The 16401-nt window shown below is 69.1% G+C and carries 17 protein-coding genes; 8 read left to right on the forward strand and 9 right to left on the reverse strand.

The window, feature by feature from the left end; all coding sequences use genetic code 11:
* Positions 1 to 117: 117 nt before the first annotated feature.
* Together ACLJQ7_RS05990 and ACLJQ7_RS05995 are read left to right on the forward strand one after the other, a co-directional pair.
* The gene (locus tag ACLJQ7_RS05990) at positions 118 to 1209 is read left to right on the forward strand and encodes a C45 family autoproteolytic acyltransferase/hydolase (RefSeq protein WP_410647147.1); all 1092 of its coding nucleotides are present in this window, start codon (positions 118 to 120) and stop codon (positions 1207 to 1209) included.
* A complete protein-coding gene (locus ACLJQ7_RS05995; protein ID WP_410647148.1) occupies positions 1206 to 2756 on the forward strand; it encodes an MFS transporter in 1551 nt (516 codons plus the stop codon). The genes ACLJQ7_RS05990 and ACLJQ7_RS05995 overlap by 4 nt, the downstream gene beginning before the upstream one ends.
* Positions 2757 to 2818: 62 nt before the next feature.
* Here ACLJQ7_RS05995 and ACLJQ7_RS06000 read toward each other — a convergent pair whose 3' ends face one another.
* Together ACLJQ7_RS06000 and ACLJQ7_RS06005 are read right to left on the reverse strand one after the other, a co-directional pair.
* A complete protein-coding gene (locus ACLJQ7_RS06000; protein WP_410647149.1) occupies positions 2819 to 3307 on the reverse strand; it encodes a nuclear transport factor 2 family protein in 489 nt (162 codons plus the stop codon).
* Positions 3304 to 3915, reverse strand: coding sequence for a TetR/AcrR family transcriptional regulator (locus ACLJQ7_RS06005; RefSeq protein WP_410647150.1), 612 nt, complete (start codon positions 3913 to 3915; stop codon positions 3304 to 3306). Before ACLJQ7_RS06005 ends, ACLJQ7_RS06000 begins: the two co-directional genes overlap by 4 nt.
* Here ACLJQ7_RS06005 and lhgO point away from each other — a divergent pair.
* Entirely contained in the window at positions 3909 to 5165 is a 1257-nt protein-coding gene (gene lhgO, locus ACLJQ7_RS06010; protein WP_410647845.1) for an L-2-hydroxyglutarate oxidase, read from the forward strand. The genes ACLJQ7_RS06005 and lhgO overlap by 7 nt on opposite strands.
* Before the next feature lie 160 nt (positions 5166 to 5325).
* Here lhgO and ACLJQ7_RS06015 read toward each other — a convergent pair whose 3' ends face one another.
* Together ACLJQ7_RS06015 and serS are read right to left on the reverse strand one after the other, a co-directional pair.
* Positions 5326 to 6318 carry a DUF3558 family protein gene (locus ACLJQ7_RS06015; protein ID WP_410647151.1) on the reverse strand — a complete coding sequence of 331 codons (993 nt, stop codon included), beginning with the start codon at positions 6316 to 6318 and terminating at the stop codon, positions 5326 to 5328.
* 27 nt (positions 6319 to 6345) lie between these two features.
* Positions 6346 to 7614, reverse strand: a complete 1269-nt coding sequence (gene serS / locus ACLJQ7_RS06020; RefSeq protein ID WP_410647152.1) for a serine--tRNA ligase — start codon at positions 7612 to 7614, stop codon at positions 6346 to 6348.
* 133 nt (positions 7615 to 7747) lie between these two features.
* On the opposite strand from serS, the gene ACLJQ7_RS06025 reads away from it, so the two are divergent.
* The gene (locus tag ACLJQ7_RS06025; RefSeq protein ID WP_410647153.1) at positions 7748 to 9031 is read left to right on the forward strand and encodes an aspartate aminotransferase family protein; all 1284 of its coding nucleotides are present in this window, start codon (positions 7748 to 7750) and stop codon (positions 9029 to 9031) included.
* Between the two features lie 66 nt (positions 9032 to 9097).
* Here ACLJQ7_RS06025 and ACLJQ7_RS06030 read toward each other — a convergent pair whose 3' ends face one another.
* Genes ACLJQ7_RS06030 through ACLJQ7_RS06045 form a run of 4 tightly spaced genes read right to left on the reverse strand, consistent with a single transcriptional unit; the run spans position 9098 to position 12335 of the window.
* Positions 9098 to 10003: a haloalkane dehalogenase gene (locus tag ACLJQ7_RS06030; RefSeq protein WP_410647154.1), complete on the reverse strand. Its 906-nt coding sequence runs from the start codon at positions 10001 to 10003 to the stop codon at positions 9098 to 9100.
* Between the two features lie 55 nt (positions 10004 to 10058).
* Positions 10059 to 10511, reverse strand: coding sequence for a DUF350 domain-containing protein (locus ACLJQ7_RS06035; RefSeq protein WP_034309700.1), 453 nt, complete (start codon positions 10509 to 10511; stop codon positions 10059 to 10061).
* A 48-nt stretch (positions 10512 to 10559) separates the two neighbouring features.
* Entirely contained in the window at positions 10560 to 11726 is a 1167-nt protein-coding gene (locus ACLJQ7_RS06040) for a glutathionylspermidine synthase family protein (RefSeq protein WP_410647155.1), read from the reverse strand.
* On the reverse strand, positions 11727 to 12335 hold the full coding sequence (locus ACLJQ7_RS06045) for a hypothetical protein (protein WP_410647156.1): 609 nt from the start codon (positions 12333 to 12335) through the stop codon (positions 11727 to 11729).
* A gap of 94 nt (positions 12336 to 12429) precedes the next feature.
* Between ACLJQ7_RS06045 and ACLJQ7_RS06050 the strand changes: the two genes are divergently transcribed.
* The 4 genes from ACLJQ7_RS06050 to ACLJQ7_RS06065 all read left to right on the forward strand — a co-directional run bounded on the left by ACLJQ7_RS06050 (position 12430) and on the right by ACLJQ7_RS06065 (position 15748).
* A complete protein-coding gene (locus ACLJQ7_RS06050) occupies positions 12430 to 13419 on the forward strand; it encodes a septum formation family protein (RefSeq protein WP_410647157.1) in 990 nt (329 codons plus the stop codon).
* Between the two features lie 4 nt (positions 13420 to 13423).
* The gene (locus tag ACLJQ7_RS06055) at positions 13424 to 13774 is read left to right on the forward strand and encodes a metallopeptidase family protein (protein WP_410647158.1); all 351 of its coding nucleotides are present in this window, start codon (positions 13424 to 13426) and stop codon (positions 13772 to 13774) included.
* Between the two features lie 215 nt (positions 13775 to 13989).
* On the forward strand, positions 13990 to 15249 hold the full coding sequence (locus ACLJQ7_RS06060) for an MFS transporter (RefSeq protein ID WP_410647159.1): 1260 nt from the start codon (positions 13990 to 13992) through the stop codon (positions 15247 to 15249).
* 61 nt (positions 15250 to 15310) lie between these two features.
* A complete protein-coding gene (locus tag ACLJQ7_RS06065) occupies positions 15311 to 15748 on the forward strand; it encodes a hypothetical protein (RefSeq protein WP_125679151.1) in 438 nt (145 codons plus the stop codon).
* Here the strand turns inward: ACLJQ7_RS06065 and ACLJQ7_RS06070 are convergent.
* Complete coding sequence (locus tag ACLJQ7_RS06070) at positions 15745 to 16395, reverse strand: DUF4232 domain-containing protein (RefSeq protein WP_410647160.1); 651 nt, start codon at positions 16393 to 16395, stop codon at positions 15745 to 15747. The two genes, ACLJQ7_RS06065 and ACLJQ7_RS06070, sit on opposite strands and share 4 nt — an antisense overlap.
* Positions 16396 to 16401: the final 6 nt, after the last annotated feature.

The raw sequence follows: 16401 nt of genomic DNA on the forward strand, positions 1-16401 counted from the left end.
GTGGAACCACTTTCGCTCGGGGCACATGACATTCCGATGACAACACCGACAACACCGTCAGAGGACTGACAGCGCTTGGTGCGTGGACGGTCAGCGGCGGCGGACACCCTCCGGGGCATGACTTACGTAGCGGGATCTCCCGAAGACTTCCTCGCCGTGCGGCATCTGACGCTGCGCGGTTCCCAGGCCGAAATCGGCCATGCTCTCGGCGCCGAAGTGAAGGCGCGTTCGGACTGGGCGCCGCCGTCGCTCGACCCGGCCGTGGCCAGGGCACGTCGGGCCTGGTTCAGCCGGAACTGGCCGCAGTACGCGGAACGGACGGCCGGGTTCGCCGAGGCGCACGGGTTCCCCGCCGACGCGGCGGTCTCCTTCGACGACGCGAGTGCCTTGCCCCCTGGATCGGGTTGTTCGGCTCTCTGGACGGGGAGCGAGCTCGGCCGCAACTACGACTTCTTCACCATGAGCTGGACTCAGCTGGGTGCGGTGCTGGCCGGGGAGCAACCGGTCGACGACGGGACCGTGCCGATGGCGTCCCGGCCCTACGTCCTGACGACGATCCCCGACGACGGTATCGCCTCGACGTCCCTCACGATGTCCACAATGGACGGTGGAACCGAAGGGGTCAACGAGGCCGGGCTCGTCGTGGCGCTGCTGATGGCCGAGGTCGAGACGGCCATGCCGCTGGACCACGGTCCGCAGGCGGGCCTGTCGGTGCTGCAGGTGTGCCGGTATCTGCTGGACACCTGCGAAACCGTCGACGAAGCCAAGGAAGCGCTGATGCTCGCCAAGCAGTACGCGCACGGCGCGCCCTGCCACTACATCGTCGCCGACGCCTCCGGCCGCGGCTTCGTGTACGAACGCGGAGCGCACGACGTCGAGTACTTCGTCGAGATGGCCGACGGACCGCTGTGCGTCACGAACCACCTGCTGCACCGTCATCCGGATCTCGACGCGCTGCCCGAGGACACCCCGGAGACCATGCGCACCTACGAGCGGCTTCGCACCATCACCAAGGAAGCGGGCGCCGGGCCGCGCGACGCGCTCGACGCGGTGTCCTTCGCGGTCGAGCCCGGCGCGCCGTGGCGGACGTTGTGGCGCAGCGTCCTCGACCCGGCGGCCCGCACCCTGAGCACCCGGTTCTACCTGGGTGACGGCGAGAACGGCACCGCGCGGCACCTGCCGGAGCTCACGTTCGGCGTTTCGAGGTGACCATCGGCAAGGGCCGCAAGATCGGCACCGTCGCGGTCTGCGTACTGGCGCAACTGCTGATCGCGATCGACCTGACCGTGCTGCACCTGGTGCTGCCGACGCTTTCGGAGCAGATGCACCCGTCGACGACGGAACTGCTGTGGATCGCCGACGCGTACGGTTTCGCGCTCGCCGGGCTGCTGATCACGATGGGGAACATCGGCGACCGGGTCGGGCGGAAGAAGCTGCTGCTGATCGGGGCGTCGCTGTTCGGGGTCGCCTCGGTGATCACGGCGTACGCGCCGACGGCGGAACTCCTGATCGCCGCCCGCGCGCTGCTCGGGATCGCCGCCGCGACGCTGATGCCGTCGACGCTGTCGATCCTGCGGAACGTGTTCACCGGCAAGGAACGCGCGGCCGTCATCGGGATTTCGAGCGGGCTGACGATCCTCGGTTTCGGCATGGGGCCGCTCGTCGGCGGTTTCCTGCTCGACCACTTCTGGTGGGGTTCGGTGTTCCTGGTCAACGTGCCGGTGGTGGTGGTCATGGTGATCGCGGGCGCGCTGATCCTGCCCGAATCGAAGAACCCGATGTCCCATCGCATCGACGTGCCCAGCGTGCTGCTCTCCCTCGTCGGCATGGTCGGGATCGTCTACACGATCAAGGAAGTCGCCTACAAGGGCTGGGGACACTGGGACATCGCGGTCGCCGCCGTGCTCGGCCTCGGCTGCCTGCTGGCGTTCGTCCTGCGGCAGCCGCGGCTGGCCGAACCGCTGATGGACCTGAAGCTGTTCGCCCAGCGGGCGTTCTCGGCGACCGTCGGCACCACGATCTTGGCGATGTTCGCGCAGCTCGCGGTCTCGCTGATGTTCGCGCAGTACCTGCAGCTGGTCGCGGGCTGGTCACCGTTGAAGGCCGGGCTCGCCGGGCTGCCCGGGATGGGCGGCGCGATCCTCGGCGGTGTGCTCGCGCCGCTGGGGATCAAGTACTTCGGCCGTGCCGCCACGATCGCGCTCGGCTGTGCCCTGTCGGCGGTCGGCTTCGCGTTGTACGCGAGTATCGGCGTGACGATCGTCTACACGGATCTGCTCGCCGCGATGATCGTCTTCGGGGTGGGCCTCGCGTTGATCCTCACCGTCGCGACGGACACGGTGCTCGGCGTCGTGCCGAAGGCCAGGGCGGGCGCGGCGTCCGCGATCTCCGAGACGGCGACCGAACTCGGCGGCGCGCTGGGGATCGCCGTCCTCGGCAGTGTGCTCGGCGCGCTGTACCGGAGCGAACTCGTCGTCCCGGCGGGTGTGCCACCGGAGACCTCGGCGGCGATTTCGGACACCCTTGGCGGCGCGGTGCAGGTCGCGGCGCAACTCCCCCCGGAACAAGGCGCAGCGGTTCTGGCCGGGGCGAAGTCGGCGTTCGTCGACGGGTTGCAGGTGACGATGGTGTGCTCGGCGGGGCTGATGGCGGTACTGGCGGTCAGCGTGCTGTTCACGTTGCGCGGGGTGCCGAAGGTCCTCGAAGACCCTGACGCGGAGCCTGCCCCGGTCCCGGCTCCTGTGGCTGTGTCCTGATCGCGCGTGAAGGCCCCCTTCCCTCGGCTGAGCCGAGGGAAGGGGGCCTTCACGCGCGATCGTCAGCGCGGGCCGGCGAGCGGGACGGCGCGTTTGTCACCGGACCGGACCATGGCCAGCAAGGGCTTCGCGGCCACCTTGAGCAGCCGGGCCGCGAAGGTGCGACCGTTGCGGCGCGCGATGTCCGGGCCGAAGGCGTCCATCAGCGCGACGAGCCCCGGCAGCGGCCGCACGAACAGCGTCACTTCGGCGATGAGCCCGTCTTCGCCGAGTTTCAGCACCGCCGCCTCTTCGATCTCCTCGCCGCCGATGCGCGCGGTGTAGACGACGACCCGCGTCGCCTCGTCGCCGGTGTCGGTGTGGAACCGGACGTCGCGCAGATGCGCGTACGCGACCTCCAGCAGCGGCCTGAGTTCCGCGTGCCCGGTGAACCGGACCCGGCTCGTCAGCGGCGAACGCACGACGGCGTCCGGCGCGAAGGCGCTCAGCGCGAGTTCGACGTCTCGGGTTTCGAGGGCGCGGCGGTACCGCTCGGCGGTTTCGATGCTCATGTGTCCTCCTGGATCAGGTTCCCCAGCCCGCGCCACAACAGGTCCGCGGTGAGCGCGACGACCTGCTCCCGCGGGATGTCGCGGTTGCTCCACCACCAGGTGGCGATGGCGTTCAGCGCGCTCTTCGCCGCTTCGGCGAGCGCTTCGTTCGCGCGGTCGCGCGGCAGGTCCGCGGTCAGCGCCAGGCCGGGGGCGCGGGCGAACACCTCGGTCAGCTGCCCGGTGGCCCTGGCCTGTCCGCGCCGGTGCACCTCGGCGACCGCTTCGTCGGACGGCGTCTCGGCGAAGATCATCCGCCAGCCGCGTTCGTTCGTCTCCATCCAGGCGAAGATCGCCGCCACCCGGCCACGCAGCAGCTCCTCGGCGGTGCCCGACGTCGGCAGGTCCGCCCAGCCGGCCAGCAGACTGTCCACTTCGGACTCCAGGAGCCCGGCGTACAACGCGGCCTTGGCCGGGAAATGGTCGTAGAGCACGGGCGTGCTGATACCGGCGGCCGTGGCGACCTCGCGCATCCCGGCCGCGTCGTAGCCGGACGCGGCGAACACCCGCGCCGCCGCGGCGAGGATCCGCTCCCGGCGTTCTTCCCTGCTCAGCCGTTTACCTGACATCGGTCAGGTACGCTACCACTGAACCTGACAGCTGTCAGGTAGCGCTCCGGGTAACCTGGTCGATCGTGCGCACAGTCGTAGTCATCGGAGGCGGGATCGTCGGTCTCGCCACCGCCTGGGAGCTGACCAAACGAGGTCTGGACGTCACGGTGCTCGAGAAGGAGGACCACTGGGCGGCCCACCAGACCGGGCACAACTCGAACGTCGTGCACGCGGGGCTCTACTACAAGCCGGGTTCGTTCAAGGCCAGGATGGCGAGCGCGGGCAATCGGTCCATTGTGGACTTCGCACGGCAGTACGGGGTGCCGGTCCAGGTCTGCGGCAAACTCGTCGTCGCCACCTCCGAAGCGGAGCTTCCGGCGCTGAAGGTGCTCGCCGAACGCGCCGAGGCGAACGGTGTCCCGGCGAAGCTGATCACCCCGAGCGAGGCCCGCGAGTACGAGCCCGAAGTCTCGTGCGTCGCCGCGCTGCGCGTGGAGTCCACCGGCATCATCGACTTCGCGGGCGTCTGCACCGCCCTGGTGCGGCTGCTCGACGAATCCGACGCCGACCTGCGCCTCGGCACGCCCGCGCTGGGGATCCGCCCCGGCCGCACCGGCGGCGTCGAGGTGGCCACCGGTGACGACGTGATCCACGCGGACGCCCTCGTCAACTGCGCGGGCCTGCACGCCGACCGCGTCGCCCGGCTCGCCGGGCTGACCCCGAGCGCGCGGATCGTGCCGTTCCGCGGCGAGTACTACGAGCTGAAGCCGGAACGCCGCCATCTCGTGCGCGGCCTGATCTACCCGGTCCCGGACGCGTCGCTGCCGTTCCTCGGCGTGCACCTGACCCGCATGCTCGACGGCAGCGTGCACGCCGGCCCCAACGCCGTGCTCGCGCTTCGCCGCGAGGGCTACACCTGGCGCGACATCTCGGCGAAGGACCTCGCCGAGGTCGCCCGCTTCCCCGGCGTCTGGCGGCTCGCGCGCAAGTACGCGTACCCGACCGGGCTCGACGAGGTCCGCCGGTCGTTCTCGCGCCGCCGCTTCGCCGAAAGCCTCGCGCGGCTCGTCCCCGCCGTCACCGAGGACGACATCGTGCGGCACGGCTCCGGCGTCCGCGCGCAGGCCCTGCGCCCGGACGGCGCGCTCGTCGACGACTTCCTGATCGAGACCGCGCGCGACCAGGTGCACGTCCTCAACGCGCCCTCACCGGCGGCGACCAGCGCGCTGGAGATCGCGAAGCACATCGCCGACGAACTATCCGGCTAGGCCGTGTCCTGTAAGTCTGTTCGATGGGCTTCGTGATCCAGGTGGTTCCTGGCGGTGCGGGCGGATCCGCCTCGTACCAGGCCGTACTCGGCCGCGTCCGCCCGTGCCGTCAGGGACCTCTTGGGCGCGGAGACCGCGAACAAGACTTGCAGGACACGGCCTAGAAGGCGGGCATGTTCCCGGTCACCAGCGGCATCACGGCTTGCGGGATTTCGCAGGCCTTGGCGTTGTCGGTGAGGTCACCGGTGTCGACCTTGACCGACGACGTCTCCGTGACCGGCAGCATCGCGACACAGATGGGGCTGTCCGGGCTCGAGTAGACGAACCACTTCTTGCCCGCCACCATCTGCTCGACCGGGGTGCCGTCGAGACCGGGGACGTCCTCGAGCTTCGTCGCCGTGTAGATCCACAGGTCGAGCGCCTTCTTGCCCTTGTCGCCGTCGTTGTCGTCCCATTGGCAGCCGTTCTTCGGATCCCTCGACGAACCGTTCATCGGCCGCGCGGCCTGCAGGTTGAACGGCGTCACCTGGTCCGGTTTGAGCAGGGAGCACGGGTCGACGGTCACGAGCGGTCCGGAGGCCTCGATCGGCTTCTGGCCAGGGGGCGCGGTGAGCGGCGGGCTCGGCTGTCCGCCTGGCAGGTGGGAAGCGACCGCGGGAGCCGCGGCCTTCGCCAGGTCACAGGCCTTGGTGACGTCTTCGCCGGGGGCCTCGCTGGTGATCTCGACGAAGGTCTTCGGATCGAGTTCGGTCATCAGCGAGCAGTGGCTCGGGCCGAAGATGGACGCGTACCGGGTCCAGGTGAACCCGCCGATGCCGAACTTCTCGCCGGGAAGAGCACCGCTGACGTAGTCGACCAGCGAGAGTTCGAAGCTCTGCGACACCTCCAGCGCGACCCCGTCGGGCGCGTCGTCCAGCTCCGGGTAGCGGCAGGTCCCGGGGACCTTCTGCACCTTGTTCGCCGGCCGTTCCTTGCCGGGAAAGGTGACCCCGATGGCTTCCGCCTGCTCCTGCGTGAGCAGTTTGCACGGCTCGGCCTTCGTGATGACCGGCCCCTGCCCCGGTACGGGCGAGGCCGTACCGCCGACGACCGACGTGCAGCCGCCGAGCGTCAGCACCGCCAGCCCGATCGCCAGCGAAACCCGAAACCGCATGCGTCCCCTTCCCCTCACCGCCGACCGCTACTTCGATGTCGGCGTGAGTACCTCGGTTCCACCGAGGAAGGGGCGAAGCGCCTCCGGCACCCGGACGGAACCGTCTTCGAGCTGGTGGTTTTCCAGGATCGCGACGATCCACCTCGTCGTGGCGAGTGTGCCGTTCAGCGTGGCGACGGTCTGCGGACGGCCGTCGGCGTCGCGGTAGCGGATGCCGAGGCGGCGCGCCTGGAACGTCGTGCAGTTCGACGTCGAGGTCAGCTCGCGGTAGGTCTCCTGCGACGGCACCCACGCCTCGCAGTCGAACTTCCGGTACGCGGAGGTGCCGAGGTCGCCGGTGGCGGTGTCGATCACCCGGTACGGGACCTCGATCTTGGCGAGCATCTGCTCTTCCCAGTCCAGCAGGCGCGCGTGCTCGGCTTCGGCGTCCTCGGGACGCGTGTAGACGAACATCTCGACCTTGTCGAACTGGTGGACGCGGATGATGCCGCGGGTGTCCTTGCCGTACGAACCGGCCTCGCGGCGGTAGCAGGACGACCAGCCCGCGTACCGCTTCGGGCCGTTGCCGAGGTCGAGGATCTCGTCGGCGTGGTAGCCGGCGAGCGGGACCTCGGAGGTGCCGACGAGGTACAGGTCGTCGTCGCGCAGCCGGTAGACCTCCGACGAGTGCGCGCCGAGGAAGCCGGTGCCCGCCATGATCTCCGGCCGCACCAGGGTCGGGGTGATCATCGGGGTGAACCCGTTCGCGGTCGCCTGCGCGATCGCCATGTTCAGCAGGGCGAGCTGGAGCTGGGCGCCGATACCGGTGAGGAAGTAGAACCGCGAACCCGAGACCTTGGCGCCGCGCTCCATGTCGAGCGCGCCGAGGCCCTCGCAGAGTTCGAGGTGGTCCTTCGGCTTGAAGTCGAACTTCTTCGGCTCGCCGACGTGCTTGAGCACGACGTAGTCGTCCTCGCCGCCTTCGGGCGCCTCGGGGTGGACGAGGTTCGGCACCAGGCGATGCAGCTGCTCGAACTCCTCCGACGCCTCGGTCTGCTCGACCTCGGCCGTCTTGACCTGGGCGGCGAGGTCCTTCGCCTTGGCGAGCAGCCCGGCCCGCTCGTCACCCTGTGCCTTGGGGATGAGCTTGCCCAGCGACTTCTGCTCGGCGCGCAGCTTGTCGGCCGCGGCGATGGACGATCGGCGACGGGAGTCGAGGGAGAGCAGCTTGTCGACCACTCCTTCGTCCTCGCCACGGGCGCGCTGCGAAGCGCGCACGACGTCCGGGTCATCGCGCAGAGTCCTGGGGTCAATCACGAGTGCTGAGAGTAGTCCGTGCCGACCGCACAAAATGTGCGGGTCCGCGCGGATAACCCGACAGTCTGATCGTTGCCGCCCGTTTCGGGCCGTCCCCATACTGAGATCTCCCTGCTGCGGACGGAGAAACCCGATGACCGATGCGGACCTGCTGGCGCGGCACAAGGCGGTACTGCCGTCGTGGCTGGCGCTCTACTACGACGAGCCGATCGAGATCGTGCACGCGCAGGACCGCCGGGTCATCGACTCGACCGGGCGCACCTACCTGGACTTCTTCGCGGGCATCCTGACGAACTCGATGGGCTACGACGTCTCGGCGATCAGCGACGCCGTGCGCAAGCAGCTCGACACCGGCATCCTGCACACGTCGACGCTGTACCTGATCCGGTCACAGGTCGAACTGGCCGAGCGCATCGCGAAGCTCTCCGGCATCCCCGACGCGAAGGTGTTCTTCACCAACTCCGGGACCGAAGCGAACGACACCGCGCTCATGCTCGCCACCCAGTACCGGCGCAGCAACCAGGTGCTGGCGATGCGGAACTCGTACCACGGGCGGTCGTTCGCGACGGTCGGCATCACCGGCAACCGCGGCTGGTCGGCGTCGTCGCTCAGCCCGGTGAAGGTGAGCTACGTGCACGGCGGCTACCGGTACCGCAGCCCGTTCCGGGCGCTTTCGGACGCCGAGTACATCGACGCGTGCGTCGCGGACCTGGTCGACGTCCTGGAGACGGGCACATCGGGCGACGTCGCGTGCATGATCGCCGAGCCGATCCAGGGCGTCGGCGGCTTCAGCTCACCGCCCGACGGCCTGTTCAAGGCGATGAAGGAGGTTCTCGACCAGTACGGGATCCTGTTCATCTCCGACGAGGTCCAGACCGGCTGGGGACGGACCGGGGAACACTACTGGGGGATCCAGGCGCACGACGTCGTCCCCGACGCGATGACCTTCGCGAAGGGCCTCGGCAACGGGCTCGCGATCGGCGGTCTCGTGGCGCGCGGCGACCTCGTCGACTGCCTCACCGCGAACTCGATCTCGACCTTCGGCGGCAACCCGGTCGCGATGGCGGGCGCGGCCGCCGTGCTCGACCACATCGCCGACCACGACCTGCAGGCCAACGCGCTCGCCCGCGGCACCGAACTGCTCGACGGCCTGCGCGCGACCGGGAACCCGCTGATCGGGGACGTGCGCGGCAAGGGCCTGATGATCGGCGTCGAACTGGTCGAGCCGGGCGGTATGACGCCGAACGCGGCGGCCGCCGCGCGGATGATGGAGGAGACCAAGGCGCGCGGGCTGCTGATCGGCAAGGGCGGGCTCCACGGCAACGTGCTGCGGATCGCGCCGCCGATGACGCTCACCGCCGACGAGGCCGCCGAAGGCCTCGGGATCGTCACCGACGCGTTGGCCGCCATCGCCTGAAAACTGAGATGAAAGGCCCCTTCATTGCAAAATTTGCAATGAAGGGGCCTTTCATGTCACGCGCGTTCAGGACCGGGCGAAGCGGGCGATGACCTCGCCCAGCCGCCCACCGGCGTCCTCCTGGAGGAAGTGACCGGCGCCGGTGATCGTCGGATGCTCGAGTTCGCGGGCGCCGCGCATCGAACCCCGCAGTTCGAGGCCCCACGGCGCGGTGATCGGGTCGCCGTCGGAGAACGAGACCAGGAACGGCTTGTTCAGTTCCGACAGCACCTTCAACGCGGCCCGGTTGGCGGCCGAGGCCGGATCGTCCGGGGTGATCGGCACCAGCGACGGCATCGCGCGCGGCGCGGCCTTGTACATCTCGTTCGGGAAGGGCGCGTCGTAGGCGGCGCGGACCTCCTCGGGCAGCCTGGTCTGGCAACCCGACTGGACGAAGCGCCCGACCTCGAGCACCTGGGCGTTCTCGACGGTGTCGCGGAACTTGTGCCAGAGCTCGGGCATGTCGATGTCACCGGTGGGCAGGCCGGTGTTGGCCGCGACGACCCTGGCGAAGCGATCGGGGTTTTCGGCGACCAGCCGCAGGCCGATCAGGCCGCCCCAGTCCTGGCCGACCAGGGTGACGTCGGTCAGGTCGAGGACGTCGAAGGCGAACGCGCGCATCCACTCGACGTGCCGCTGGTAGGTGTGGTCGACCATGTCGCCGGGTTTGTCGGATCGGCCGAAGCCGACCAGATCGGGCGCGATGGCGCGCAGCCCGGCGTCGGCGAGCACCGGGATGACCTTGCGATAGAGGTAGGACCAGGTGGGCTCGCCGTGCAGCAGGAGGACGGGCGGCCCGTCCTCGGGTCCGGCCTCCACGTACCCCACTCTGATCACGCCGCCGTGAAGGTCGACGAGTTCCGCGTAGCGCGGTTCGAAGTCGAAGTCGGGCAGGTCCGAGAACCGGTCGTCCGGTGTCCTCAAAAGGCGCACGACCCCCACGTTAGTGGGAATCGTGCGCCTACGCCGTTTTCAACCGGTCAAGAAGTCACGAAATGCCGACGGCCACGACCAGGCCGAGGGCCAGGTGCGCGGCCGCGACCACGACGCTGACGGGGGCGAACTTGTCGCTCTCGATGGTCGAACGGACGTCGATACGGGTCGCCCATTCCAGCAGCCGGACCGCCAGCACCTGCACCACGATGCCGAGCAGGCCGTAGACGAGCGAGGTGATGAGGCCCTCGGTCAGGTCGCTGGCGGAGTTCGCGATCGCCACGACGACGATGAACGCCATCGACAGCAGGCCCGACGCGGTGACGATGACCGCGTTCGGCAGGCCGCGGCTGACCAGCTGGGACAGTTTGCCGGGCGTGGTCCAGTCGATCGCCCAGAACCCGGCGAACATCAGCAGCAGGCCGACGACGCCGTACAACAGAATCGCGCCGATCCCTCGCACGAGGTCGGAGCCGAACGTGTCGGACAGCGCAAGGGTGGTGGTCACAGGGGTTCTCCAGAAGTCAGGAATGTCAGGTTTGTGCGGTTGCTTCTATCACGACTCGACGATGCGATGCGGGACGAACGCCGCACCGTCGTCTGTGACGAGTCCTGCCGTCTCGCGGATGCCGAGGCCGGCGGCCTGGTCCCCGACGATCCACGCGCCGAGCGCGGGCCGGTAACCCTGGAACTCCGGGAGCGGGTCGAACGCCTGGTAGACGAACCCTTCCGCGCCGTAGACGCCGTCGGTCTGCGTCTCGTACCCGGTGGCGACGATCTGCACGTTCGCGCCCTCGCGGCCCAGTTTCGGCTTGCGGACGTACTCGGTCAGCAGACCGGGGTCGTCGGCGAAGGCGGGCAGCAGGTTCGGATGCCCCGGATAGTTCTCCCACAGGATCGCGAGCAGCGTCTTGTTGGAGAGGATCATCTTCCACAGCGGCTCGACCCACAGCGTGCGCGGCATGGTCTCGACGGCGAAGCGGCCGAACTCCTCGTCGACCACCCATTCCCACGGGTAGAGCTTCACCACGGTCGCCATCTGCGCCTCTTCGAGGTCGACGAACCGCTTGAGCACCGGATCCCAGCCGATCTCCTCGATCGACAGGCCCACGGTGTCCAGCCCGGCTTCGGCCGCGGTCTCCTGCAGGTACGCCGTCGTCACGTGGTCCTCACCGGACGGATCGGCGGACGACCAGGTGAAGTGCAGTTCGTTCGAGGGCAGCTTCTCGGCCAGTTCGGCCCAGCGCTCGACCAGCTTTTCGTGGATCGAGTTCCACTGGTCGTCCTCGGGGAAGACCGTGGTCTTCCAGTGCCACTGCAGCACCGCGGCCTCGAGCAGCGACGTCGGGGTGTCTGCGTTGTACTCGAGCAGCTTCGCCGGGCTCTTGCCGTCGTAGCGCAGGTCGAAACGGCCGTAGACGTGCGGATCCTGCCGCTTCCACGACTCCGCGATATGCGGCCAGACCCACTCGGGGATGCCGAAGCGGTGGTACTGCTCGGTGGTGATCACGTTGTCGACGGCTTCGAGGCACATCGAGTGCAGCAGTTCCACGTCCGCCTCGACGGACAGGATTTCGTCCATGTCGAAGACGTAGTGGACCGACTCGTCCCAGTACGGCCGGGATTTGCCGGAGCCGTCACGCGCGGGGGTGCCGAAGACCAGGCCCTGCTCCTCGACGATGTTCTGCCAATCCCGCCGGGGCGGCTTGGAATCCCGGTACACCTACGAGCCCCCGCTCTTGCCGCTGCTGCCGCTCTTGCCGCTGATGCCGAACCCGCCGCGCTGGACGGACTTGCCCGATTTGGTGCTGACGTTCGCGCCCGGCGGCGCGGTGTACGAGCCGCCGGAGACGCGCTGACCGATCTGCCCGCTCCCGCCGTAGTTGTAGCGGTAGCTCTGCATCGGCCCACCGAAACCGCCGATGGGGAGGAAGAAGAACCCGCCGCTGACGTAACCGCCCTGTGACCGGACGTAGTTCTCGTCGCAGTTCCGATCGTCCTGGACGATCTCCGTGTCCTTCGCGGCGCAGACCGCCGTGACCTCGTCCGGCTTCGCGACCGTGTAGAACGTCGCGACCAGACCGACCAGACCGACCGTCACCCCGGTTCCGATGAGGATCTTCTTCTTGGTCGAAGACTTCTTTTCCGCGGCGCGCGCGGCTTCGGCGGCGAGCGCCTCCTGGCGCTCCTCCTCCGCCAGCGCCTGCTGCCGCGCCCGCTGCTCGGCCAACGACGGCTGCCGCGCCTGCGTGCTGCCGTCCTGAAAGCGCATCGAGCCGCGCTTCGGCGGCTCCTGGGGCGGCTGCGCCCCCTGGTTGTCATCCTGCGTCATCGAAGCTCCGTAAATCGCCCTCGCCACGAACCCGTGTCCAACACTAACCACCCGGTACACGCACCTTACGTGCGGCGCGGGCATCATGGAGTCGATGTCTCAACAGGCCGAGCGGTTCCGTGACCCGCGAAACGCGCTGAGCACCCTGCGCACCCGGCTCATCATGGCCGGTGTGTTCGCGGGCGCGATCATCGCGCTTTCGCTGAGTGTGGCGTTTTCGTGGAACGTGGGCCCGGAGGGCGGTGCGGGCGGCGGCGCCCCCAAACTGTCGCCCGCCGCGGCCGAGGCGTTCCAGTCTCCTCCTGGCACCTGTCTGACCTGGAACAATCCGGACGCCACCGACGCGCGGCGCGTGCCGTGCGCCGAGGCCCACCTGTTCGAGGTCACCAGCATCGTCGACATCGGCGCGCAGTACCCGCCGGGAGCGCCGAGCCCGAACCTGGAGCAGTGGCAGGAGATCTCCAGGTCGCAGTGCACGATCGACGTCAAGCCGTACCTCGGCCGCACGCTGGATCCGTACGGCAAACTGAGCATGAACCTGCTCCGGCCGACGCCCGCGCAGTGGGCGGACGGCGACCGGCAGCTGCGATGCGGTCTGCAGTGGGCGGGCCAGGGCGGCAAGCTCCAGCCGACCAAGGGGCAGGCGAAGGAGCAGGACCAGTCCGCCGTCTGGGAGCCGGGCACCTGCCTCGCGCTGCTCAACAACAGCTTCGGCGACCCCGTCGACTGCGCGCAGCCGCATTCGTACGAGATCTTCGCGACGCTCGACCTCAAGACGAAGTTCAAGGACGGCTATCCGTCGCAGGAGCAGCAGAACACCTGGCTGGACACCGAGTGCTCGACGGCCTCGCAGGAGTACACCGGCAACGCGGACCTGGCGGCGAAGAAGCTCATCATCAGCTGGGACGTCCGCGAGCAGGAGAGCTGGGACGCCGGGTCGACACTGGTGAACTGCAAGGTGGCGGCGGTCTTGCCGGACAAGAAGGGGCTGGCGCCGGTCACCGGGAGCGTCAAGGTCGGCACCGGCGAGACCCCGCCGGCAGCGTCGTCTACGTCGTCTTCGGCCCCGAAGACCGGAGGGTGACCGCGTGCCCGTCGAGATGACCCAGCAGCGTTTCGAGGAGCTGGTTTCGGAGGCGCTGGACGAGCTCCCGCCCGAATTCGCGGACGCCATGGACAACGTCGTGGTACTCGTGGAGGAGTTCAACGAGGAGTCGCCCACGATCCTCGGCCTGTACCACGGGGTCGCGCTGACCGAGCGCACCCACGAGTACGGCGGGGTGCTGCCGGACCGGATCTCGATCTACCGGCGCCCGCTGCTGGAGATGTGCGACACCGAGGACGACGTCGTCGAGGAGGTGCTGATCACGGTCATCCACGAGGTGGGCCATCATTTCGGCATCGACGACGCGCGCCTGCACGAACTCGGGTGGGGCTGAGCCGCCGGACGGGCGAGAGCAAAGGTCCCTCGCTCCCCCGCGACGGAATCCGCGCCGAAGGCGGGATGGTCGGTGATTTTCGTTCGTGGAGTACCACGGGTTCTCCGGATTCTTAACTGGGTGTAACAACCCGGCCACTTTGGGCGACAGCCCCCGCTAAACTTTTCGACACGTTGTCGTCGGCAGGCGCCGGCGAATGCCTGGGGAGGCGGCCCATGCCCGAATCGGCGACACGAGGGAGGGGTGACCGGCGGCTGCGCTGGTTGCTCGCGTCCAGCGCGGCGTCGAACCTCGGCGACGGGATCGGCAAGGTCGCGTTCCCGCTGCTCGCGGTCACCCTGACCCGCGACCCGCTGCTCATCGCGGGTCTTTCGGCGACCCAGTTCCTGCCGTGGCTGCTGTTCGCGCTCCCCGCGGGCGCGCTGCTGGACCGCATCGACCGGCGGCGGGCGATGATCCTCGCGAACGGCGTCCGCGCGGTCGTCGTCGGCGGGACGGCCGCCCTGGTCGCGGCGGGCGGGGTGACGATCTGGCTGGTCTACGCCGCCGCGCTGCTCATCGGGTTCGCGGAGGTGGTCGCCGACAGCGCCGCGAACGTGCTGATCCCGGCGGTCGTCGGCAAGGGGTCGCTCGACAGCGCGAACAGCAAGCTCCAGGCGTGCGAGATCGTGGGGCAGACCTTCCTGGGCGGGCCGGTCGGCAGCGCCACCTTCGCGCTCTTCGCGACGTTCCCGTTCCTGCTCAACTCGGTGGGCTTCGCGATCGCTGCAGTCGTGTTGATCGGCCTCGCCGGGAGCTATCGGCCGAGAGCCACCGACAACGCGCCCGTCGACCTCCGCGCCGAGCTGGCGGAGGGATTTCGCTGGCTGAAGCACAGCCGGCTGGTGCTTCGCTTGGTCGTCATCGCCGGGCTGATCAGCCTGGTCAGCGAACTCGCGCAGGCGCAGCTGGTGCTGTACGCGATCGAGTACCTGCGTCTCAGCGAAGCGGCCTTCGGGCTCTTCGCGTTCGTCGGCGGCATCGGCGGTTTGCTCGGCGCGGCCGTCGCCCCGCGGCTGGTGAAGGCGACCAGCCGTCGCGCGGTGCTCGTCGGGGGCACGGCCGGTTGCGGCGCGGCGTTCACCGGCATGGGCCTGACGAGCTCGCCGGTGGCGGGAGCGGCGCTGTTCGGCCTGTTCGCGGCCGCCGTGGTCGCGGTGAACATCGTGCTCGGAACGGCGCGGCACAGGCTCGTCCCCGGCGAGCTGCTCGGCCGGGTCCTCGGCGTGTGGCGCACCGTCGTCTGGGGAGCGATCCCGATCGGCGCCCTGCTCGGCGGCGTCCTCACCCACACCCTCGGTTCCCCGGCCCGGACGTTCCTCACGTCCGGGCTGCTGCTGTTCGGAGTAGCCGGTTTCGCGTTCGTCTCGTTACGGCAAGGAGCCTTCGATGACGAATCGGCCACGGAGGAGCGGGTTCTCCACCGAGACCGGTGAAAACAAAGGCCTTTGGTGCTGAAATAGCCCATCACCGCCACGGGTGACGGGGAGGTCCGCGATGCAGCAGACACTGGTGCCGGAGGCCGGCGTGGGGACGACAGAACCTTCGAGACGCCCGCAGGTACTGACCGCCGTCGCCGGTTTCGTGATCGGCGGTGGCGTGATCGGCATGCTGTGGGCGCTCTCGGGCGTCAACGCGGGGGCGCTCGAAGACGCGCAAGACGCCTGTTCGGCGCTGGCCAGGGTCGGCACGATCCCGGACACCACCGACTCTGCACCCGGCGAACGGACCGTGGCCGTCCTCGCCCCCGAGGTCCTGCACCGGATGACGGCCGCACGCGAACTCTCCGCCGCGGCGGCCGCCGCCAACGACACCTACCGGCCGCTGGCCGAACATATCGACGGGGTCAGCCGGATGGTGTTCAGCCTGCACTTCAACCAGATCTCGGGGCAGCGCCATCTGGCGCGGGCCGAACAGCTCTGCACCCAGCTCTAGCCCTTGTGGACGGTCTTGACGGTCAGCTGGTTGCCCGGGATCTTCCCCGCACAGCCGAGCCCCTGCACCGGCACGAAGTTCGACGCCGTCTCCTGCGGCAGGTACACCCGCAGCCCTCGGGTCTCGGTGGGCTTGCAGACCGCCTCGTCGTAGTTGCGGACGTTCACGAAACCGACGTCGGCGATCGCGCTCTCCCCGTTGGAGAGCTGCACGGGGGCGCCCTTGGCGCCGTCGCGGAACGCGGCCTCGCCGACCTGGTGGCCGTCGGCTCCGGTCACGTACGAGATGCCCGGGAAACCCTGGACGGTGCACGGGTGCCCGCTCGCGTTGGTGATGACGAGCTCGCGGTACACCGTGCCCGCGGCGGCGTCACTGTCCTTGATGGACAGTTTGACGTCACCGGCCTTGCACAGCCCGTCGTTCTTCGGTTCCTGCGCGGGCGGCTGGGCGGGCTGCGGGGAAGGCGCCGGGCTCGAAGAGCTCGCGCTGGGCGCGGCGGAGGTGTCCGGCGCCGAACTGGACGGCGACGCGGACGTGTTCTGCGCGACGGGCGCGGTCTCCGAACCGCAGGCGCTGAGCAGCAGAAGCCCGGCGGTACCCGCGACGAGACCGCCGATGGAGATCAGTTTCGAACGAACCATGGTCATTCGCCT

This window comes from Amycolatopsis sp. cmx-4-54 (assembly GCF_046548895.1).
GTDB lineage: Bacteria > Actinomycetota > Actinomycetes > Mycobacteriales > Pseudonocardiaceae > Amycolatopsis.